The sequence below is a fragment of the Simonsiella muelleri ATCC 29453 genome (genome assembly GCF_002951835.1).
Classification (GTDB): Bacteria; Pseudomonadota; Gammaproteobacteria; order Burkholderiales; family Neisseriaceae; genus Simonsiella; species Simonsiella muelleri.
The window spans coordinates 931837-952712 of record NZ_CP019448.1 but is presented as its reverse complement, the minus strand read 5'-3'; the positions used below and the strand labels follow the sequence as shown (position 1 = coordinate 952712).

General features: G+C 41.1%; 24 protein-coding genes. 18 read left to right on the top strand and 6 right to left on the bottom strand.

Features of this window, described 5'->3' with window-relative positions; translation table 11 throughout:
• The first annotated feature begins 97 nt into the window (after positions 1 to 97).
• From BWP33_RS04680 to BWP33_RS04665, 4 genes are all read left to right on the top strand, one after another.
• Entirely contained in the window at positions 98 to 316 is a 219-nt protein-coding gene (locus BWP33_RS04680) for a SlyX family protein (protein ID WP_002641715.1), read from the top strand.
• A gap of 120 nt (positions 317 to 436) precedes the next feature.
• Entirely contained in the window at positions 437 to 1453 is a 1017-nt protein-coding gene (locus BWP33_RS04675) for a quinone-dependent dihydroorotate dehydrogenase (protein WP_002641716.1), read from the top strand.
• 24 nt (positions 1454 to 1477) lie between these two features.
• On the top strand, positions 1478 to 2014 hold the full coding sequence (locus BWP33_RS04670) for a hypothetical protein (protein ID WP_002641717.1): 537 nt from the start codon (positions 1478 to 1480) through the stop codon (positions 2012 to 2014).
• 60 nt (positions 2015 to 2074) lie between these two features.
• Positions 2075 to 4525: a heavy metal translocating P-type ATPase gene (locus BWP33_RS04665; RefSeq protein WP_002641718.1), complete on the top strand. Its 2451-nt coding sequence runs from the start codon at positions 2075 to 2077 to the stop codon at positions 4523 to 4525.
• Between the two features lie 169 nt (positions 4526 to 4694).
• Here the strand turns inward: BWP33_RS04665 and BWP33_RS04660 are convergent, their stop codons facing one another.
• The gene (locus tag BWP33_RS04660) at positions 4695 to 5153 is read right to left on the bottom strand and encodes an RrF2 family transcriptional regulator (RefSeq protein WP_002641719.1); all 459 of its coding nucleotides are present in this window, start codon (positions 5151 to 5153) and stop codon (positions 4695 to 4697) included.
• Positions 5154 to 5392: 239 nt separating this feature from the next.
• Between BWP33_RS04660 and BWP33_RS04655 the strand changes: the two genes are divergently transcribed.
• Together BWP33_RS04655 and BWP33_RS04650 are read left to right on the top strand one after the other, a co-directional pair.
• The gene (locus tag BWP33_RS04655; protein ID WP_002641720.1) at positions 5393 to 5779 is read left to right on the top strand and encodes a hemerythrin domain-containing protein; all 387 of its coding nucleotides are present in this window, start codon (positions 5393 to 5395) and stop codon (positions 5777 to 5779) included.
• Positions 5780 to 5901: 122 nt separating this feature from the next.
• Positions 5902 to 7077 carry an NnrS family protein gene (locus BWP33_RS04650; protein ID WP_002641721.1) on the top strand — a complete coding sequence of 392 codons (1176 nt, stop codon included), beginning with the start codon at positions 5902 to 5904 and terminating at the stop codon, positions 7075 to 7077.
• 351 nt (positions 7078 to 7428) lie between these two features.
• Here the strand turns inward: BWP33_RS04650 and BWP33_RS04645 are convergent, their stop codons facing one another.
• Positions 7429 to 8184: an IS5 family transposase gene (locus tag BWP33_RS04645; protein WP_104930321.1), complete on the bottom strand. Its 756-nt coding sequence runs from the start codon at positions 8182 to 8184 to the stop codon at positions 7429 to 7431.
• 173 nt (positions 8185 to 8357) lie between these two features.
• Between BWP33_RS04645 and BWP33_RS04640 the strand changes: the two genes are divergently transcribed.
• Positions 8358 to 9995 carry an NAD-dependent malic enzyme gene (locus BWP33_RS04640; protein WP_002641723.1) on the top strand — a complete coding sequence of 546 codons (1638 nt, stop codon included), beginning with the start codon at positions 8358 to 8360 and terminating at the stop codon, positions 9993 to 9995.
• Between the two features lie 82 nt (positions 9996 to 10077).
• Here the strand turns inward: BWP33_RS04640 and BWP33_RS04635 are convergent, their stop codons facing one another.
• From BWP33_RS04635 to BWP33_RS04625, 3 genes are read right to left on the bottom strand one after another with little or no spacing between them, the layout of a single operon-like run.
• Positions 10078 to 10569, bottom strand: a complete 492-nt coding sequence (locus BWP33_RS04635) for a LysR substrate-binding domain-containing protein (RefSeq protein ID WP_002641724.1) — start codon at positions 10567 to 10569, stop codon at positions 10078 to 10080.
• Positions 10570 to 10621: 52 nt separating this feature from the next.
• Positions 10622 to 11464 carry a hypothetical protein gene (locus tag BWP33_RS04630; protein WP_104930320.1) on the bottom strand — a complete coding sequence of 281 codons (843 nt, stop codon included), beginning with the start codon at positions 11462 to 11464 and terminating at the stop codon, positions 10622 to 10624.
• Positions 11448 to 13451: an SIR2 family protein gene (locus tag BWP33_RS04625; RefSeq protein WP_002641726.1), complete on the bottom strand. Its 2004-nt coding sequence runs from the start codon at positions 13449 to 13451 to the stop codon at positions 11448 to 11450. Before BWP33_RS04625 ends, BWP33_RS04630 begins: the two co-directional genes overlap by 17 nt.
• Before the next feature lie 221 nt (positions 13452 to 13672).
• Here BWP33_RS04625 and BWP33_RS13290 point away from each other — a divergent pair, with 221 nt between their 5' ends.
• The 5 genes from BWP33_RS13290 (at position 13673) to BWP33_RS04605 (ending at position 15387) form a co-directional block, all read left to right on the top strand.
• Positions 13673 to 13861 carry a hypothetical protein gene (locus tag BWP33_RS13290; RefSeq protein WP_398407866.1) on the top strand — a complete coding sequence of 63 codons (189 nt, stop codon included), beginning with the start codon at positions 13673 to 13675 and terminating at the stop codon, positions 13859 to 13861.
• A 53-nt stretch (positions 13862 to 13914) separates the two neighbouring features.
• A complete protein-coding gene (locus BWP33_RS12900) occupies positions 13915 to 14055 on the top strand; it encodes a hypothetical protein (RefSeq protein ID WP_224451201.1) in 141 nt (46 codons plus the stop codon).
• Positions 14056 to 14097: 42 nt separating this feature from the next.
• Positions 14098 to 14412 (top strand): aldo/keto reductase, encoded by a 315-nt coding sequence (locus BWP33_RS04615; protein ID WP_002641727.1) that lies wholly within the window; start codon positions 14098 to 14100, stop codon positions 14410 to 14412.
• A gap of 46 nt (positions 14413 to 14458) precedes the next feature.
• Positions 14459 to 14959, top strand: a complete 501-nt coding sequence (locus BWP33_RS04610) for an OsmC family protein (protein WP_002641728.1) — start codon at positions 14459 to 14461, stop codon at positions 14957 to 14959.
• Between the two features lie 92 nt (positions 14960 to 15051).
• Positions 15052 to 15387, top strand: a complete 336-nt coding sequence (locus BWP33_RS04605) for a thioredoxin family protein (protein WP_002641729.1) — start codon at positions 15052 to 15054, stop codon at positions 15385 to 15387.
• A gap of 409 nt (positions 15388 to 15796) precedes the next feature.
• Here BWP33_RS04605 and BWP33_RS04600 read toward each other — a convergent pair whose 3' ends face one another.
• Entirely contained in the window at positions 15797 to 16798 is a 1002-nt protein-coding gene (locus BWP33_RS04600; RefSeq protein WP_104930300.1) for an IS5 family transposase, read from the bottom strand.
• Between the two features lie 53 nt (positions 16799 to 16851).
• Between BWP33_RS04600 and BWP33_RS04595 the strand changes: the two genes are divergently transcribed.
• From BWP33_RS04595 to BWP33_RS04570, 6 genes are all read left to right on the top strand, one after another.
• Positions 16852 to 17037, top strand: a complete 186-nt coding sequence (locus BWP33_RS04595; RefSeq protein WP_040628890.1) for a hypothetical protein — start codon at positions 16852 to 16854, stop codon at positions 17035 to 17037.
• 11 nt (positions 17038 to 17048) lie between these two features.
• Complete coding sequence (locus BWP33_RS04590; RefSeq protein WP_002641731.1) at positions 17049 to 18065, top strand: YeiH family protein; 1017 nt, start codon at positions 17049 to 17051, stop codon at positions 18063 to 18065.
• A 98-nt stretch (positions 18066 to 18163) separates the two neighbouring features.
• Positions 18164 to 18472, top strand: coding sequence for a hypothetical protein (locus tag BWP33_RS04585; protein ID WP_002641732.1), 309 nt, complete (start codon positions 18164 to 18166; stop codon positions 18470 to 18472).
• A 313-nt stretch (positions 18473 to 18785) separates the two neighbouring features.
• Positions 18786 to 19316 carry a ribosome biogenesis factor YjgA gene (gene yjgA / locus BWP33_RS04580; protein WP_002641733.1) on the top strand — a complete coding sequence of 177 codons (531 nt, stop codon included), beginning with the start codon at positions 18786 to 18788 and terminating at the stop codon, positions 19314 to 19316.
• A complete protein-coding gene (locus BWP33_RS04575) occupies positions 19313 to 19786 on the top strand; it encodes a DUF2750 domain-containing protein (protein ID WP_002641734.1) in 474 nt (157 codons plus the stop codon). Before yjgA ends, BWP33_RS04575 begins: the two co-directional genes overlap by 4 nt.
• 119 nt (positions 19787 to 19905) lie before the next feature.
• Positions 19906 to 20844 carry a YheT family hydrolase gene (locus BWP33_RS04570; protein ID WP_002641735.1) on the top strand — a complete coding sequence of 313 codons (939 nt, stop codon included), beginning with the start codon at positions 19906 to 19908 and terminating at the stop codon, positions 20842 to 20844.
• Positions 20845 to 20876: the final 32 nt, after the last annotated feature.

The window sequence follows — 20876 nt, the reverse complement described above, 5'->3', positions numbered from 1 at the left end:
CACCAATCAAATGGTTAATTTTTCAGGCTGCCTTTCAGTACACGACATTTTTTGAAATGCTGCCTGAAAAAAATCGGTCAAAAAATTGAGTAATAATATGAATGAATTAGATAATCGCATCACAGAATTGGAAATTCGCATTGCTTTTCAAGATGAATTGTTGACAGATTTAAATGACACCATCGCCAAAATGCGCGAAACATTGGATTTGCAACAAGCCCAATTACGCTTGCTTTATAATAAATTGCAACAAAACCAATCTGATGACTCTAACAAACCGTACAGTTTGGCAGAGGAAGTACCACCTCATTATTAAATAATAACGAATCTATTTTTCAGGCTGCCCAGTGATTCAGGCAGCCTGAAAAGTGTGTATCATCACAAAATGCGTTAAAATACGCCATTCATTATTTCTTAATAATTATTATCCATTATCATGAATCTCTACCAATTAGCTCAACCGCTGCTGTTTAAAACTGACCCAGAATACGCTCATCAACTCGCACTCAAAGCCCTTAAACGCGGCTACCCTTTGGGCGTACCTACCCCCGTCAATCCACACACCCAACCCATACAGCTGATGGGTTTGCAACTTCCCAATCCCGTAGGCTTAGCGGCTGGTTTGGATAAAAATGGAGAATGTATCAAAGAATTAGCTGCTTTGGGATTCGGGTTCATAGAAATTGGGACGGTTACACCGCGTCCGCAATATGGCAACCCCAAGCCGCGCCTATTTCGCATTCCCGAACATCAAGCCGTGATTAACCGCATGGGTTTCAATAATGATGGGATTGATGCACTGATTAAAAATGTCAAAGCAGCTAAATTTAATGGCATTTTAGGTATTAATATCGGTAAAAATGCCACTACGCCGATTGACGAAGCCGTTGACGATTATTTGCTGTGTCTGGAAAAATCTTATCCACACGCCAGCTACATTACCGTGAATATTTCATCGCCCAATACCAAAAATTTGCGCGATTTACAAGGCGGTAATGAATTAATTAATTTATTGACTCAATTAAAAAATCGCCAATCACAATTACACAGTATTCACGGTAAATATGTGCCACTTGCGGTTAAAATCGCGCCCGATTTGGACGAAACACAAATCCAAAGCATCGCTCAAACCGTACTACAAACCGAAATGGACGGCATTATCGCCACCAACACCACCATTGACAAATCTAAGCTAGGACAACATCCCCTAGCACAAGAAGCTGGTGGATTAAGTGGTGCGCCTGTACGTGAAGCGTCCAACCGTGTATTAGCAGCATTGGTGCGCGAATTAGACGGCAAAATCCCTGTGATTGGCGTGGGCGGTATTCTTTCAGGCAGCCATGCGGCGGAAAAATTGCGCTTGGGTGCAACAGCAGTGCAAATATATAGCGGTATGGTTTACCGTGGCACAGGTTTGATAAAAGAATGCTTACTCTCTTGTTTTTTACGTTAAAAAATAATTTCAGGCAGCCTGAAAATGAATGAAATTCAAATTTATCCACAACGATTAAAATATATTATCATGTTCATTATTGGCTTGATTTGCGTGGTGGCTGGTGTGGGCTTATTTATGCAACCGTTGCTGGAAAAATGGATCGCGCAGATGCTGTTGATTGGCGGTATTATTTTAATTATTATTATGATAATCAAATGGTTAAAACACAAGCCAAAAATCACATTAACATTACAAGGCATACAATTTCATTACGCCATTGATGTGCATGGACAAACGGTTGTCAATCAATTCATTTCGTGGCAAGACATTCATCAAATTCAATTAGATGGCAAAAAAATTATATTGTCCATTGACGACAATCCTCCCGATTACGAACGCCTAACCGAAATTGAATTATCCGATTTGCCAAAGCGTGAAATTCAGTTGGCATATGTGGTGGTGTCTGTGGCAGGGCTGACGGTATCAGCACAAAAATTGGCACATTGGTTACAACAAATGCAGCAAGCCAAAAATCAAGAACGAAATTATTTAATTCTTTCTTTTCACTATGAAAAATAATTTAAAGGCAGCCTGAAATTATTTTTTCAGGCTGCCTGAAACCTTTGAAAAGTTCAAATTATGTCCGAATCTCAATCCTGTTTCCACTGTGGTTTGCCCGTCCCCGACAATATTCATCTCCCCATTCACTACGAAAATCATGACGAACCCGCGTGTTGTGCAGGCTGCCAAGCCGTAGCTCAAGGGATTATTGACGCAGGATTGGGCAGTTACTACAAAAACCGCACCGCCAACGCCGAAAAAGCTGCCTTGCCACCCGATGAAATTTTAGCGCAACTCAAATTGTATGATTTGCCCGAAGTACAAGCTGAATTTGTGGAAATTTTGCCCGAACATGAAAAAGAAGCCATGTTGATGTTAAGTGGCATCACTTGCGCCGCTTGCGTGTGGTTGATTGAACAAAAATTGTTGCGTCAAACTGGGATTGTCAAAGTGGAACTCAATTACAGCACACAACGTGCGCGTGTGCGTTGGGACGATTCGCGTGTACAACTATCTGAAATTTTAGCATTAATTCAAAATACAGGCTACACCGCCGCACCCTATGATGCGCAAAAAGTGGAAGCACAGGCACAAAAAGAACGCAAAAAAATGCTGATTCGCTTGGCAGTCGCCGGGCTGGCAAGTATGCAAACCATGATGTTCGCGTTACCGACTTATTTGTACCAAGATATTGAACCACAATATTTAACGATTTTGCATTGGGGAGGCTTTTTGATGGTGCTGCCTGCAATGTTCTATTCGGCACAACCGTTTTTTGCAGGTGCAATCCGCGATTTTCGTAACAAACGTACAGGCATGGATACGCCTGTTGCACTGGCGATTACACTGACCTTTATCGCTGGCGTGTCCGCGCTGATAAACAATGCTAATCAAGGAATGTATTTTGAAAGCATTGCAATGTTTGTGTTTTTCTTACTGGCGGGACGATTTATGGAGCAAGCGGCAAGGCGAAAAGCAGGAGATGCGGCAGAACGCCTAGTCAAACTTGTGCCAGCATTTTGCCATAAATTATTGAATTTAAATAATGATAATACAGAAGAATTCCCAGTTGTATCATTAAAAATGGGCGATTTGATTGTGGTACGCGCGGGCGAAATTGTGCCTGTGGACGGCATCGTGCTGCAAGGCGAAAGCGAAATCAACGAAGCAATGCTCACAGGGGAAAGCGTGCCTGTTGCCAAATTTTCAGGCAGCCGCGTTACCGCAGGCACATTAAATATTGCCAGTCCATTGATTATTCAAGCAGAACAAGTTGGCAACCAAACGCGTTTGGCGCACATCGTCAAACTGCTAGACCGCGCTTTATCACAAAAACCACATTTAGCAGAATTGGCGGAAAAATACGCATCAGGTTTTACTTTATCATTGATTTTATTAGCTATTCCAACCTTTTTAGTTTGGTGGTATTTTGCTGACGCGAGTAAGGCGCTATGGGTTACTGTGTCGCTGCTGGTGATTACTTGCCCATGCGCATTGTCGCTTGCCACACCTGCTGCGCTTGCTGCCAGCACAGGACGTTTGGCAAATTCGGGGATTTTGATTGCGCGTGGTCATGCGTTGGAAAGTTTGGCGCAGATTACCGATGCTGTGTTTGACAAAACAGGCACGCTAACGCAAGGAAAACTGTCGGTTAATCAATTTGTGAATTTTTCAGGCAGCCTGCAAGATAATGAATTAATCCACATCGCCAAATTATTAGAACAACAATCCGAACACCCGATTGCCAAAGCAATTATCAATTACACTCCCGATACTTTCAGGCAGCCTGAAATCCAAATTGCACAAAAATTAAACAAAATCGGACACGGTATTTCTGCACAAATCACGTTCAATGGCAATACAGAGATTTGGTCAATCGGCAAACCTGAATTTGTTACACAAATCGCTGGAACACCACCCAAACAATTACACAAATGGGCGCAACAAGGCAGTTTGATTACTTTGGGTAACCAACACGGTTTTCAGGCAGCCTTTGTGATGCAAGATGTGGAAAAAGCCGATGCGGCGAAAATGTTACAACAATTTCATCAAAAAAACATTACGTTACATATTTTAAGCGGCGACAACCAAGCAGCAGTGGTAAAATTGGCAAATCAACTGGGCATTACACATTATGTTGCATCTGCCACACCCGAAGACAAATTGACGTATGTACAGCAACTTCAAGCATCGGGTAAACGCGTCTTGATGCTGGGCGATGGCATCAACGATGCACCCGTATTGGCGGCAGCAAATGTATCGGTGGCAGTAGCAGGCAGCGCGGACGTGGCGCGTGATGGCGCGGACGTGGTGTTGCTAAATGATGATTTTGCAGCATTACCCAATATGCTCGCGCAAGCCACTAAAACAAAAACCGTTATCCGCCAAAATTTGGTATGGGCAACGCTGTACAATGCGCTGGTCGTGCCATTGGCGATGGCAGGCTGGGTAACGCCATGGATTGCTGCGATTGGTATGAGTGCCAGTTCACTGATTGTGGTAAGTAATGCGTTGCGGTTGAGAAAATAAGTTACAAGCTGACGATTATTGAATTAAGAACCTGTATTCATAGCCAAGCGCGATGTCTTTTTACACCATTTAGCACGCTTGCTGCGTTGAATTTCACGCTAAGTAGGAGTGCCTTACATTCCTACCAACTAGGACGAAAATTATTCCACGCTGGCTATGAATACAGATTCTAACTTTCCGAATTTTCCATCACAATGGGAATTTTATTTTGATACAACAACTCATGGGCTTGGCGATTACCGATTAAATCCGCCAACGTGTAGCCATCCAAATGCGACAAAAACGCCTTCATGCCACCATGCAGAATATCCATCAAACGACAACATGGCGTTAAAATACATTGATTATTTTCGCCAAAGCATTCTACCACCGTCAAATGTTCCATGTGGCGTACCACCGCACCCACACAAATTTCTACAGCTGGACGCGCCAACCTCAAACCACCACCTTTACCGCGCACACTGTGTAAAAACCCACCTTTGACCAACGCAGTAACCACTTTCATTAAATGGCTTTTGGATATTTGGTAAGCATCGGCAATCGTGGCGATATTAACCAACGAGTCATCATTAATGGCTGCAAAAATCAGCACACGTAAAGCATAATCGGTTTGTTGAGTTAAATACATGGTTGCGGTTTCACGGTTAAAGTTTCATAATTATTGCATATTATATGCTACTTGGTTTACAGTCTATCATCTAAAGGCAATTTATCATTTATTTGCGAAGTTCGTTTTGCAAGAAAAATGGTCAAATTTCAAGAGAAAACATAAACCAGATTGTACACCCGATGAATCTTTTTGACGCAAAAATAACCGTAAAATAAATGGTCAATTGCTCCTAATCCATATTAACAAAGGATGCTCACATGAAACCACTCAAACGACACCCCACACTCGTACCATTATCACAAGAACATCATCACACATTGGCATTGTGTACGCGGATTTTGCGTGAACCAAATGCAAACCATCAAACAGACATTACAGCACATTTTATTGATTTAGAAAAACATTTTTTAAAAGAAGAAACTTTATTTGCACCGCTTTGGGACAAACTGCCCGATGCCACATTGCGCCAACGTTTTGAACACGAACACGCCACGTTACGCCAATTATTTCGTGAAGCCCAATTTGATGATGCACAATGGAATCAAACTTTTGCAACTTTATTGCGCGACCATGCGCGTTTTGAAGAACGTGAATTATTTGAAGCACTGGCAAAATATGCGTTGCCACCCATTCAGGCTGCCTGAAAATATAGTCGTTCACCGTATACATCTAGTACACAAGGGAACGGACAACGCGGTAGTCTTTTTAATTTTAAACAACCAATAACACACAAACTACAAATCATCATTCTATTGAAAGATAATCTATGTTAAACAAATGGTTCAATCACCCAATTTGGGCGATGGCATTTCGCCCATTTTATTTATTAGCGGCTTTGTATGGCATGATTTCCATTTTATTATGGGGATTCGGCTACACTGGCACAAGCGCATTACCCGTGCAATATTGGCATGCTCACGAAATGATTTGGGGCTACACTGGCGCAATTGTCGTAGCATTTTTGCTGACTGCAGTCGCCACTTGGACTGGACAACCACCGATTCGTGGCAAATTTTTAATGGTATTGGTGGCATTGTGGTTAGTGGCGCGGATTAGCGTGTTTTTCAGTGCCACAGTTGGTTTGAGTTACATCACTGGGACGCTATTTTATTGGTTAGCTGCACTGGGTATGGGCATTTCCGTATTCAAAGTCAAAAGTTCACGCAATTATATTGCGGTTTTTGCGTTGGCAATGTTTGGACTCACACACGCCATTTTCCATGCGTATCTCACGCCATTTCGCCCAATGGCATTACAAAACGGTTTGTTGGCTGGATTGGTGATGGTTTCGGGTTTTATCGGCTTGATTGGTAACCGAATTATTCCATTTTTTACCGCCAGACGTTTGAATATTCCCCAAGTAGCATCACCAATGTGGGCAATGTTGGGGGCATTGGTTTTGCCGATGTTAATGGCGATGTTATTGATGTTTCAGGCAACCTTACCTTTAGCAGGTGTGCTGGGGGTTTTGGCAGGTAGTTTAGGGATTGTGCAATGTGTGCGGTGGTTTGACAAAGGCATTTTGCCTGAATCCATGCTGTGGATTTTGCACGCTGGCTATTTTGCGGCGAGTGTGGGTTTGCTGACTTTGGGTATGGCACAATTTGTGGGCGGTTATGGTGTGCTGGCAAGTTTGGGAATACACCTGATTTCGGTGGGTGGGATTGGTTTGCTAACGATTGGCATGATGACGCGTACCGCGTTGGGACATACAGCACGACCGCTTTACCCTGCACCCAAAGGTTTAACAGTGGCATTTTGGTTGATGGTGGCGGCGACTGTATTACGCGCTTTAGCGGCAATCATGTTGGTGGTTAATCAAACAGCCTATCAACATTCTTTGAAATGTTCGGCAATTTTATTTGCGGTATCGTTAGGGATATTTTTTTGGCGATACGCGCCATGGCTGACCAAACCGCGTTTAGATGGTAAAGCTGGGTAATAATTAGCCAAACATCATGGCAGCGAACTCGCCAAAAAAGACGAATAAAAATGCCATCAGCTTATTTGGTCAATCCCAAATAGTCAGGCGGTGAAAAATATGGTTATAACCGACTTGGTAGTGTTCTGAAAAGCCTGTATTTACCGCCAAGCGCGATGTCTTTTTATCTCATTTTTAGTTTAAAAAATTGCTTAAATCAACTATTTTTCATTTGAAAAAGTGTGATGAATATAATTTATATTGTTGGAAAAAGTGTGTGTCGCACTATATAATTAGGCTATATCCCTTGCTTTAGAGAGGCATTATGCATGCGTAACATCATACAATCCTTAGGGGCTAATGACATTTTAGCTATAATTTCAACCAAATCAAAGCACAAGCTAATGATACAGTACTTTCATAATTACGTTTTAATTTATCGTACCGTATTGCCAGCGCACGAAAATGCTTTAATCGTGCAAAAGCGTTTTCTACCAAGTGCCTGATTTTATATAAATACCAATCTGTGCCCACATTAAGATGTTCTCTATTTTTCTTATATGGAATATTGGCTTTACTTTGTTTAGACTGAATTAACCGATGAAAAGTATCACTGTCAAAACCCCTATCAGCACACACGGTTTCATTATCACTTAAATCCAATTGTGCCAATAAATCAGGCGCAACAACAATATCATTTACATTACCAGCTGTAATGATAAATTCAATCGGATTACCACAAGCATCAACCGCTAAATGAATTTTAGACGTATGACCTCCGATACTCTTACCAACAGCTTGATGCGTAATGGATTGTTTACCCATACCGTGTTGATGAACGCGGATATGGCTACCGTCCATAAAGACCCATTCCATATCGGGTGTATCTGCCAAATGTTTGAATAATTTGGTAAAAATGCCGCGTTTAGACCAGCGATTGAAACTTTGGTAAAGGCTGTTTGCTTTACCAAAATAACTAGGTATATCAGCCCATTGGCAGTCTGTACGTAAGCGAAACAGGATACCTTCTACTGTTTTGCGTAAATTTTTCTTGCGATAAATGCCAAGCTGTTTCAAAATAGGCAACAGTCTTGACCATGTTTCATTTGTAAGCGTGTTTCGGGACATGGCAAAGGTTTGGGATGGTTGCGTGGAAACAATATCTTAAATCCTTTGCCTCTTTTTTTGAATTGTCAATAGCCCCTAGGTTGTTAAATTAACTTTTAATCCGTATTTTTTAGGTACAATATAACAGTCCATTTTTCGGACGAGCTTTTCCTAACCTTTACAGGAGACACAATATGAGCAACATCCCCACCATCCTGCAGAACCCTCTCACCAACAAAGACACCGCTTTCACGCAGGAAGAGCGAGCAAAATATGGCCTGACTGGCCGCCTGCCTGTCGTCGTGGAAACGCTCGAACAACAGACCACGCGTGCCTACCGCCAGTTTTCATCCTATGAAAAAGATATTGAAAAATATATCTTTCTCGATCAACTGCACAACCGCAACGAAGTACTGTACTACAAACTCCTGATTGACCATCTAGCCGAAATGCTACCCGTCGTTTACGACCCCACTGTCGGCGAAGCGATTAAAAAATGGAGCCGCGACTACCGCCGTTCGCGCGCTGTCTATCTGGATGTAAACCATCCTGAAAACATCCGCGCATCGTTTGAAACGCTGGGCTTGGGTGCAGATGATGTAGATTTGATTGTGGTTTCCGATGCGGAAGAGATTTTGGGTATCGGCGACTGGGGCGTGAACGGCACGGATATTTCCGTCGGCAAATTGGCAGTTTATACTGCTGCTGCGGGCATTCATCCCAGCCGTGCCATTGCTGTGAATCTAGACGTGGGTACAGATAATGAAGTCCTGCTCAATGATCCCGCTTATTTGGGCAATCGCCATGCCCGCGTGCGTGGCGAACGCTACGACGCATTGATTACAAGCTACCTGAAAACTGCTGCTGAAATGTTCCCCAATGCGCTTTTGCACTTTGAAGACTTCGGTCCGTCCAATGCCCGCCGCATTTTGGTGGAGAACCGCCGACAATACCGTATTTTCAACGACGATATGCAGGGAACGGGTGCGATTGTGATGGCTGCCGTATTCTCTGGCCTGAAAGTGACCAAACAGACCTTTGCCGAACAGCGGTTGGTGGTGTACGGTGCAGGCACCGCAGGTACGGGCATGGCCGACCAAATCAGTGCGGCGATGGAGCGCGAAGGCCTGAGTCGCGAAGAAGCGAAACAACGCGTATGGCTGATTGACATCAACGGACTGGTTACTGATGACATGGACGGCTTGCCTGATTACCAGCAGGAATATGCCCGCCCCGCCACTGAAGTTGCCGACTGGGCGAAAACGGACGGTAAAATCGGCTTGCTCGAAGTTGTAAAACAAGTAAAACCGACTATCTTGATTGGCACATCCACCGATCACGGCGCATTCACTGAAGACGTAGTCAAAGCCCTATGTGCGGGCGTAGAGCGCCCAATTCTGCTGCCGTTATCTAACCCGACCGAGAAAATCGAAGTGATGCCGAGTGAGGCTATAAAATGGTCGGATGGCAAAGCGCTCATTTCTGTCGGCATCCCCGTGCCACCCGTGCCGTATAAAGGCGTGAACTACGAAATCGGTCAAGCTAACAACGCCATGCTTTACCCAGGGTTGGGGCTGGGAGTTATCGTTTCCGGTGCGAAACACGTTACTGACGGGATGCTGCTGGCTGCAGCTGAAGCAGTCGCCTCGCAAGTCAATCCGCAGGACGAAGGCGCGTCGCTCCTGCCATCGGTGAATAACCTGCGAGCATCGTCTGCTACTGTTGCTGTTGCTGTTGCCAAACAGGCGGTCAAGGACGGTGTAGCGACCAAGCAGCCTGAAAACTGGGTACAGGCGGTGCAGAACGCAATGTGGCAGGCGGTATATGAATAAGGTCTCCTAGAAGCTATAAGGCTACCTGAAAGCAAAAAGCAGTCTGAAATCCATGCAAAGAAGTCAGGCTGCTTTTACATTTTCAGACGACCTCCACCCGCAGCGCATCCACAATCAACTTAAACACATTGGAATACCCGCGGCGGCTGGGGTAATAGAGATAAAGCGGAGCGTAAGTGATTGCGTATTCAGGCAACAGCTCGACCAGGTGCCCCGAATTGAGTGCATCCGCTACGCTCATATGTGCTATCCACGCAATGCCAAGACCGTCTGAAACGGCTTGCAGACGCAGATGATTGTTGATGGAAAAGTGCGATTTTGGTGTGAACGTAATCAGCTCTTTTTTGTATTTGAATTCCCACTGCATCTCCGTGCCGTGTTCAGCGGAGAGTTTTATGCCGATGAGGCGGTGCTGTTGCAGATCATCAATATTTTTCGGCGAACCGTGTTGTGCCAAATAATCGGGCGAGGCAACCAATACCATTTTGAGCGGTGCGGAAATCGATGCAGCAATTATTTTTCTTTCGCCACAAAATTCCGTTCTTCCAACTTTGTAGACGCTGTAAGAAAGCATAGGACACGTTCGTCCAAAAAAAGGTTTTAAAAAACCTTTCTTGTATAATCAATTAGCTATTATTAATATTTTCAATTTTATCTTTTAAAAGGGTTTGTAACTCATTTAGCTTAGATTGATTTTTTTCTGTAACTAAAAACTCAATCAATTCAATTAAATAATCTACACCTCCATTTTTAAGTAAATCTAAATCAGAAAGAGCATCCTTGTTTAGAACGTTACGAACCCAGTTAGTCATAAAATCAATAAACTCTTGTTTAGGCTCACAACCTTTTTGCAAAAAATCCAGCTCTCGGAATATTTCTCCATAGAGATGTTCTTTACAAATTTTGGTCCAATCTGAAATTCTTAATTTATCAAAATACTGAACGAATAATTGTTTAATTTCATCATTTGCTATTTGATAAACAGGCAATAGGAATTTTTGGAAGAAGTATCGTTTCATTTTTGGGTCATCAAAGTCATTTTCAATTGACGATAGTGCTTTTTTTACCAATTTTTTATTTGTATATGATGTGTTATTTACATAAGAATAATGGTAAATTGATTGAAGATCATCATTGATTCTTTGATAAAATGGAGCTTTAAATTTTCCTGATATAAATCCTTCTAATACACAATCAATTAACTCTAAAAATTTAGGACTGTTTGTTTTATATAATTTATTTTGAATTAAAACAAAATAATTTATTGCATTAATATAATTAAGTGGAATAATTACATTTATAAAGATAGATTTTATCTTGTCTATAAAATAATTAAGCTCATCTTTATTCCATCTTACTAAACTGATAAGCATAATTAAATTCAAAAAAGAGTTGGATACTATATTCAAATAAAAATAATGGCCGTATTCAGAAAATAATTTTGATAAATTATCAAATGTGTCTTTCAAATAGTTTTTTTTCTTCTTCAGAGAAGAGAAAAATATTACTACCACTTCCTTCTTTTAGTTCCTCTTTAACAAAAACTAAAATGTTCTTGGTGAGCACATTCCATAACTCATTAAATTTAAGGTATTTAATAAGAATAAATAAATCAACTTGAGTTAATTCAAATTTCTCTCTAACTTTATGGATTTTAATTTTACCTATAGTATAAGACTTCATTAGGTTTTGAAATTCTGAATAGGAATCTAACGCAATATTGTTATTTGCACAAAACTTTAAAAGCTGAATCAATCTATCATTAGAGCGCTGCTCTTTATCAGTAACCCCAAACCCACCATTCTTCTTACTCTCTTCTAAACTAAGATGTTCTTCATTATCAATAACTGATTCGTAGTAAAATTTGTATATGGATTTAAAACCTAATAAGTCAACTAATGGTTTTAGATGCCTCTTATAACTATTTGGGTAGTTGTCATTATTGATTAACTCATTAGTGAAATCATTGTGCTGTTCCTTTCGAAATTTGTTTTGAAGTTGTTTATCTACATCTGGGCTATTTGCCAATTTTTTAGCGATAATTGATTTGTTAAATTTAGAAATCATGGCTGACAAATATCGCTGCCTAATTAAATTATTAACAACATCTAATGATAACTTTTCAAATAGCTCAATATTTGTATTTGATGTCTTATGTATGTTGTCTCCATTATCTTCAGATTTATTATCGTATGTTAGAAATTCAAATAGAATTCTAGGCATATTACTAGAAAAGGAAATAAAATTATAAAAATCATTTTTTGTATTTTCTTCTATTTCTTGTCCTTTGTTTCGAAGTATTTTTAAGATATTAATTGGTGTATCCTTATTTTTTATAAAAACCACACCGGAGGAAATAAAACAAGAAAAAATATAATATAGTTTATACATATATTTCTCTCTCCTTTCTTCCTCACTAATAATATCAAAGAATTTACTGTATGTTTTTCTTATTTCAGAGTCATAATCTAGGGTCATTAAGTTACTGTGAAAATGAAGACCAAAGCAATTATGGTGGTATTCGATTGTACAATTTGAAAATACGTTTGTAATTTGTTCTGGTAATAAGCTATTTAATTCGGCTAACCCAATTAAGTTGGCATAGAAGTAATCTATTATGGCTTCATCTGATACCTCGCTATCATCTAGTTTTATTTTTCCTTCCATAGTGCTTTCTAGTGCAGCGAAGAAATTACAATACAATTCTTTGTATTCAATATCTTCGGAATTGGAGATAGGGCATAAAACTTTAATACCATGATTCTCAAGATATATATTTTGTGAAGTGTTATTTTCTTTTATTAGTAGAAATCTTGGTGGAGAAATACTAGAGTTCTTTTCAATCCATTTGATGATCTGCTTTAGGTTATTATCGCTATAAGAATAACCTAAGAATAAAACAGTAGTTGTGGATAAAATATGTTTTAAGAAGTTATCAAATATAGGGTTATTTATGCTATAGTTAAGGTAATCATCTTCTTTGAAAACAATGTTATGATTATCAAAATCCCCATGGATTTTGATTAATTTTCTTGGTAAGCTTGATTTTATTAAGTCAGCTTCTGTTTTGATTACATCATAAACTAATCCATTGTTAGTAACTGTTTTTTCTAAAAGGTTATCCCAATTGGTTGTAACAATATATTTAGGTTTTAGTATTTGAAATAAATCAGTATGTAAATCTGATGGCATGGCATGTAAAGGTACGAACTCTCGTAATTTTTGATACAATTTATACTCTCCGAATTCAAGATAATATAATTGTGCAATCTTGAGGAAGTCTGTTTCTTTAGTGCCTAAATCATTTTTTAAAACTTCCATTAACTTAGACCATAAAGGAAATTTTATTGTTTCTGTTTCAGCAAATTTTGAAAAACCTGCTCCAATAAAAACAGTCAAGTTATCATTTTTTTGAGCAGTTACAATAGAATCAATGTTAGCTTGGGTAAATTTCATTTTGGGTTCTGTTTGTCAAGTGATTTTAAGTATTTTAGCATACTACTTATTACTTTCTCATGTCTGGCTACAAAAAGTATAGCCGGATCTTAACCTTTTTTACTTCCACAAATATCAAATTAAAATCTCCGCCCAATCAGGTTGTCTGTAAAATGAAAAGTGCGCAACTGACAAAACCATAATTTAGTTAGAAGGCACCAGCCTCGCTGGGTCGTCTGAATTTGGATTACATCGATATGGTGCTGATTCATCAGCCTTACGGCGACAGCTACGGTACATGGCGCGCGCTGGAAGAATATCAGGCAGCCAGAAACCTTTGCAAAACTATCCGTCGTCATTACCGCGTAGGCGGTAATCCATTTTTAATCTTAAATAGATTTTTAATCAATCAAATAAAATCAATTATCTAAATTTTACTATTGGATTCCCGCATTCGCGGGAATGACGGGATTTAGGTTAATTTTTGGGTTTTGCAAAGATTTCAGCCGGCAAAATCCGCGCCATCGGTGTGAGCAATTTTTCGCCGGTGCGTGCGGTGGATTTGGGGCTGTTTAATAAAGTGATGCCGCAAGCGAATCAGATTGAAATCAATCCGTTCCAATAAAAAAACGAAGCCGTTTCCGCTTTGCAGGCTGAAGGCATCGCCGTGGAAGCATGGGCGCCGTTTGCCGAAGGCAAAAATGATATTTTCCACAACCCCGTATTAAGCAAAATCGGTGCGAAATACGGCAAATCGGTAGCGCAGGTGATTACCCGCTGGCTGATTGAGCGCGACATCATCGTGTTGGCAAAATCCACTAAACCCGAACGCATGGCGGAAAACTTGAACATCTTTGACTTTGCCCTCAGTGATGAAGACAAAGCAGAAATTGCCAAACTGGACGGCACGTTCGTCGCCATCGTCAATCACGACACGGTGGATAATTTGAAACGCATCTCCGCGTGGAAAATGGGCGTGTAAGTGTAGCGAAAAACCATCTGCAATTCATCATATGAAAGGACAAAACATGATTAACGGGTTAGATATCGAGCGTTTCCGAACTACCATGGCAGCGGTTGAAAACGATCATACAAAAGGCAAGGCAGCATTACGCGCCGATTCGCGCTGGGTATCCGGCACGAAGAACGAAATCTCCGTGCGCCGCTTCCCTGCCTTTACCACGGACGAACCGAAAAACATGGGCGGTGAAAACGCCGCCCCAAATCCGATGGAATACCTGATCGGCGCTGCTGCAGGCTGCTGCTCCATAGGTTTCGAGTTGCAAGCAGCACAGGCAGGCGTGAAACTGGAACAGTTTGAAATATCCGCAAGGGGCGGTATCGACATGGCCAAACTGTTCGGCATGGAAGATGGCTACGGCGGACTGGATAATCTGGTGCTAACCATAAAAGTAAAAGCCGACGCCGACCTTCCTACCCTGCAAAATTTCGCCGACCGCTCAGCCGCCACCTCCCCAGTGTTGAACAGCCTGAAAGCGAGGGCAAAAGTGGTTGTGGAAAAAATCTAGACGACTCAAACCGTTTTCTTGTTTTCATTTCGTTGAAAGCCCCTTTTCTGGACAACTAGAAAAGGGCTTAATCGCTCAAAGGAGTACATGACATGCAACAACTGCACACTCTGAAAGACATCGAACAGGCTATCGCCACACACCCTTTAGTATCACTGTACATCAAAGCCCCAATCTGCGGTGTTTGTACGGTCGTGGCCGCCCAGCTTGACTCAGCTTTGGCGGAGGAAGGAAATGTGTATGCCGTAAAAGCCGATATTGCTGAAATACCCGAAATGGCTGGACGTTTCCACGTGCTGACCGCACCTGCATGGCTGCTGTTTTATCAAGGCAAGGAAGTAGAACGGATGGCCCGCTTCATCCCTCAGGCACAGATGAAGCAGACATTGGCAAAATGGACAAAAGTGGCAGAAAGCGGACATCAGTAACCGGTCTATCAATGTTTCAGACGGCTGCGGTCTTGATAATGATGCAAGCGGTCAAATTTTTGGGGGGCAGATCAAAGTGCGGTCAAAACCACGATTAATAATTTGATTGATTTCCTTTTGAACCCTATTAAACATTCAATATCCTAGCCATTTTTACTAATATGCTTTACAATTTGGCACATAATTTATTACAATGCATTTGTTATGTTACGTCTAAATCTGAGATTTTTATATTTTCTGCTCTGCATAAGCTAAAGTGTAGAATTACAGGCTGAAACCTTTGCAAAACCCCAAAACAATTCATTTGTTTTGAGGTTTTCACTATTTCAACACAAACACAACAAAATCAAGCAAAATAATCACACCAATCTCACTATAACAGCCCATTTTCAGGCTGCCTTATGCCCTTTCAGGCAGCAATCGGCGCAACAAGCCTTAACTTGTTTGCCGCTTTGAGCAAATTCAAACAAATCACTTTCAAACCCATTTGCCCTTTGACCTTTTCTAGCCCAAAATAACTCGCACGCTTACATCTAAATATGCGATGCAAAATGGCAAAACTCTGTTCTACACGATAACGGATTTTCGCCAACTCCTTATTGCGCTCAATATCTTCACGCATCAAAGGTTTCTTGCGATGTGCTTTACGCATAATACCGTCTACTAATTGATTTTTATCCAAAAATTCGCGATTGGATTGACTGTCGTAACCTTTATCCGCGTACACTTTGACACCCTGTTCAACCTTGTCCAACACGGTTTCTAAATTGTTCACATCAGATGCATTCGCTAGCGTAACGTGAAACCCCTCTTCATCGGTACGTGCATGAAGTTTGTAGCCCAAATACCAATGCTTGCTTTTGATTGTCCATCTTGCGTCTTTGTCTTTACTGGCGGGGGTTTGGATCACTTCTTCGTTCTCATTGATTTCAATGGATTTTTTAAGTTTTCCACCTGCAGTTTGAATAATGGTCGCGTCCACAATCGCCGTTTGCGCTTTTTCTACTTTGAGTTGATTGTGGGCCAGTTGTTGGTTGATTTGTTGATAAAGTTCGTCTGCCAAACCTTCTTTAATCAACCAATTACGAAAGCGGTTGAGTGTGCTGTGGTCGGGTAGATTCATTTCATCTGGAAATTGGCAAAAAATGATGAAATCTAAACGCGTAACCAAACTGCGTTCCAATTCTGGGTCAGACAAACTGTGCCATTGTCCGAGCAAAATGGCGCGGAACATCGGTAGTAACGGATAGGCAGGACGACCGCCGTTATTGCATACATAGTTTACTTTATGGTTGGCGAGCGTTTGTTCAATGGCTTGCCAATCCAGAAGTTGGGTGATTTTAAGTAATGGGAAACGGTCTGTGTATTGGTTAAGTAGGGTTTGGGCGGTGTGATAGAAAAAGCTGGACATGGAAAAATCCTCTAAATTCTTGGTAACAGAAATTTAGCGGATTTTTTGGGGTTTTGCAAAGGTTTCAGGCTGCGCCAAGTATTCCAACATTTTTAACTGAAAATGGCTTAACTTATTGCACCCACGCTTCAGGTTTTTCATTTTATCCACAAACTGATGTTACTCGTCGTTTAGTGGAAAGTTATTTTGGCAAAATTTTAGATGAAACTGCTTGGGTAAAAGACAAAAACACTCACTAAGGAGAGAAAAAATGAACACCCGTCCCTTTTATTTCGGGCTTATATTTATCGCGATTATCGCTATACTTGCTAACTATTTAGGAAACACTGATTTTTCCCATCATTATCATATCAGTGCTTTAATTATTGCCATTTTGCTGGGAATGGCAATCGGCAATACCATTTATCCGCAATTTTCAACACAAGTGGAAAAAGGCGTGTTATTTGCGAAAGGCACGCTTCTTCGCACTGGCATTGTGCTGTATGGTTTTCGCCTCACTTTTGGCGATATTGCTGATGTCGGATTAAATGCTGTCGTCACTGATGCAATCATGCTAATTTCAACGTTCTTTTTTACCGCACTTTTAGGCATTCGTTATCTAAAAATGGATAAACAATTGGTTTATCTCATTGGGGCAGGTTGCAGCATTTGCGGTGCAGCAGCAGTGATGGCGGCAGAGCCTGTTACCAAAGCAGAATCCCATAAAGTTTCAGTGGCGATTGCCATAGTGGTCATTTTCGGGACTCTTGCTATTTTTACTTACCCCTTTTTCTACACGTGGTCACAACATTTAATTAACGCCCATCAATTCGGTATTTATGTTGGTTCTAGTGTACACGAAGTGGCTCAAGTTTATGCGATTGGGGAAAATATTGATCCTATCGTGGCGAATACTGCCGTCATTTCCAAAATGATCCGAGTGATGATGCTCGCCCCATTTTTATTAATGCTTTCTTGGTTATTAACACGTAGTAATGGAGTATCAGAAAATACATCACACAAAATTGCAATTCCTTGGTTTGCTGTACTTTTTATTGGCGTTGCCATTTTTAATTCTTTTGATTTATTACCAGAAGAACTCGTGAAATTATTCGTTGAAATTGATTCTTTCTTATTAATTTCAGCGATGGCTGCGCTTGGCTTAACGACGCAAGCAAGCGCAATCAAAAAGGCAGGATTAAAACCACTTGTTTTAGGAACACTAACTTATTTATGGCTAGTGGTTGGTGGATTTTTAGTGAACTATGGAATATCAAAATTAATATAAAATTCACTTAAGATTGACCGCACTTTGATTTGTACGCTAAAACCATCTTCTGAAAATTCCCTTTGATTATTACCGGCGGCTTCCGTTCACAAAGCGCCATGGAAGATGCCTTATCCAGCGGCCATTTAGATTTGGTCAGTGTCGCTCGTCCGTTTGCTTTGGTGCCCGATTTGGCAAACCAAATTCAAAACGGCACCTACCAAACGGTGCAAACCGACCGCATTCAAACAGGCGTGGCGTTGGTTGATAAAAAAGCAGGTGCAATGTTGGAAATGAACTGGTATATGACGCAAATGGACTTGATCGGGCAAGGCAAACAGCCCAATCCTAAATTGTCGGCGTGGAAAGTATTGTTGAAAACCTTGTGGGAAAATGGCAAAGCAGGGTTAAGTACGGGCAGAGCCTAATGAAATCATACGAGCAGTTAATTTATTCATAAAAATATGAAAAATATTTTAAAATTTAACTGTACCTTTATTACTTTTTTATGAATTTTATGTTATATGGTGGGCTTGTAGCCCACCAATTTTTTAGATGGGTAATGTAAGAATATTGATTTATAGTCGTTTAAAATAGGACAAATCGACCGCATCCGCTATATACGCGTGGTACATATTCACGCCCGAAGATGATTAGCAAGTTCATCATTTTCAGGCTGCCTGAAAACGCGGTTTTGCGCTAAAATTCGTTTTCAAAATAAAATTATTGACGAGACACATCATGACCGAAGAATGGATTAGCAAAACCGCCAAAAAACGCCAAATGGACGAATTACAAGATTTGGGTATGGCATTGACCAAATTGTCCGACCAAACCATCAAAAAAATTGGGCTGCCTGAAGATTTGTTGCAAGCCATCAAAGATTACAAAAAAATCACGTCTAACGGTGCAACCAAACGCCAAGCGCAATACATCGGGCGATTGATGCGTGATATTGACGCAACACCGATTCGTGCATTCTTAGCTCAATTAGCTGGTGAAAATCAAGCATATAATGCATTTTTGCAACGCGTGGAACAAATGCGAACGCGTTTGATTGAAAAAGACGATGCCTTAACGCAATTTATTACCGATTACCCTCATGCCGATGCGTCCACGTTGCGGACTTTGGTACGTAACACGCGCAAAGAACAAGCTGAAAACAAACCACCCAAACATTTTCGCGCTTTGTATCAAGAAATCAAAAATATTATGCAATCAACTGATAATACAGAAGAATCAGAAGATTTATACAAGGAACCAGACGCGTGAAACAAGAACAATTAAACGATCCCATCTATCAACAATTCATTACCCAAGTTGTGCAAAATCAAATGGTATTTACATTGCAAGATGAAGATGAATCATTCGCCGAATGCCCATCAGAATCGTATAGCGATGATTTGGGTGAACCTGACACGGTATATTGCTTTTGGCATTGCGCCGATGCTGCACGCGCTTGCCAACAAGAAGAGTGGGCAAATTATACATTAACCGAAATTCAACTTGCTGATTTTATGTATGAAAATTTAATTAGCATGGACACTGCTCATCATTTGGTGGGTGTGTCATTTGATGCGGATTTATTTGGCATAGAAGTTGAACCAATTGAATTGTTAGCAGATTTGCTTGATGAAATCAAAAAATGTAATTTAATTGACGAATTTCCCGATTTTGATGAATTACAAAATTATCGCCATCAATGGGAAAAAATAGTTTGGCAACAACAAATTATCCATTGATTTGATTCAGAATCTGTGTTCGTAAAATTGACAACTTGATTTTATTGACAATTTTTGCGAATACAAGTTCTAAATCACTTTCAGGCAGCCTGAAAACCCATATTTATCTGAAAATTTTTATGTTCCAATACACCCACCCTATTCCACCCAAATGGTTACGCAATGCCCATGCCCAAACCATCTACGCCAAAACCCGACAATCCCCCACACCACATTATCGCCGCGAACTATGGACAGACAGCCATCAAACCGATTTGGTCGCTTACGATTTTGTGGATTCGCCCTACGCCAATGCGCCTGTGGTGGTATTATTTCACGGACTGGAAGGCAGTAGCCACAGCCATTATTCTGTAGAATTAATGCGTTGTGTACAAGAACGCGGTTGGCATGGTGTGGTGGCGCACTTTCGGGGTTGTGGTGGCGTGCGAGCCATTCGCGCCTATCATAGTGGCGACACGCAAGAAATCGCGCATATGTTAGGCTGCCTGAAAACGCGTTATCCCACGCAAAAAATATACGCAATGGGTGTATCTTTGGGTGGCAATGCGTTAGCTAAATATTTGGGAGAGCAAGGAAATTTGGCGATTGTTGACGCAGCAGCGGTGGTGTCCGCACCTGTAAACTTGAATGCAGCAGCAGACGCATTGAGTGCAGGCATGGCAAAGTGGCTGTACACACCCTATTTTTTGCATACGCTCAAACACAAAGTGCCATACCATCGTACCGTCAAAACGTTAAGCGAATTTGATGATGTCTATACCGCGCCTATGCATGGATTTTCAGGCTGCCGTGATTATTACACGCGCTGTGAAGCGTTGCCATATTTGCCGAAAATCACGCGCCCCACATTGTTACTCAACGCACAAAACGACCCATTTTTGCCAGCCGAATTTTTACCGAATTCACAGCAAGTTTCTCGTAGTGTCATGTTATTGCAGCCTGAACACGGTGGACATTGTGGCTTTGTGAATGGTGAAGGACGCGGCAATATTCGTTGGCTGCCTGAAACGGTGTTGTCTTTTTTTGAATACGCAGAATCGGAAAAATCATCATTTTGATTGAATCAAAATAGCTAAGGCGATAAAATATA